The 297-nt window shown below is 63.6% G+C and carries 1 protein-coding gene; it reads right to left on the reverse strand.

Going from position 1 to position 297, the window contains the following annotated elements; translation table 11 throughout:
* The coding region (locus SB717_RS34965; RefSeq protein WP_410907483.1) for a type 2 periplasmic-binding domain-containing protein at window positions 1-297 on the reverse strand (297 nt) is incomplete at both ends.

A 297-nucleotide genomic window follows, 5' to 3' on the forward strand; every position in this document is an offset into this window, starting at 1 on the left:
CGATGTTGCCCTCTTCATCGCCGTTCATGAGGATGGTCTGACCCTCGGTCGACACGGAGAACTCCGCGAACGCGTCCTGACCCGCCTGGTTCTCGGAACCGGCCATCAGATAGACGTTCTCGCCCTCCGCGAGCGACACGGATTCGCCACTCGGACCTGCGGGAAGCTGCACGACCTCGTAGGTGTCGGCACCCATGCTCTGGTCAAAGCGCGCCATGTTGTACGGGCCCGTGAAGTACATGCCGCCGACACCGGCCTCGAAAGCCTGGTGAGCGGGCGAGGTGTCCATCGTGATGG

The organism is Priestia sp. SIMBA_032 (assembly GCF_046535215.1).
Taxonomy (GTDB): domain Bacteria; phylum Bacillota; class Bacilli; order Bacillales; family Bacillaceae_H; genus Priestia; species Priestia aryabhattai.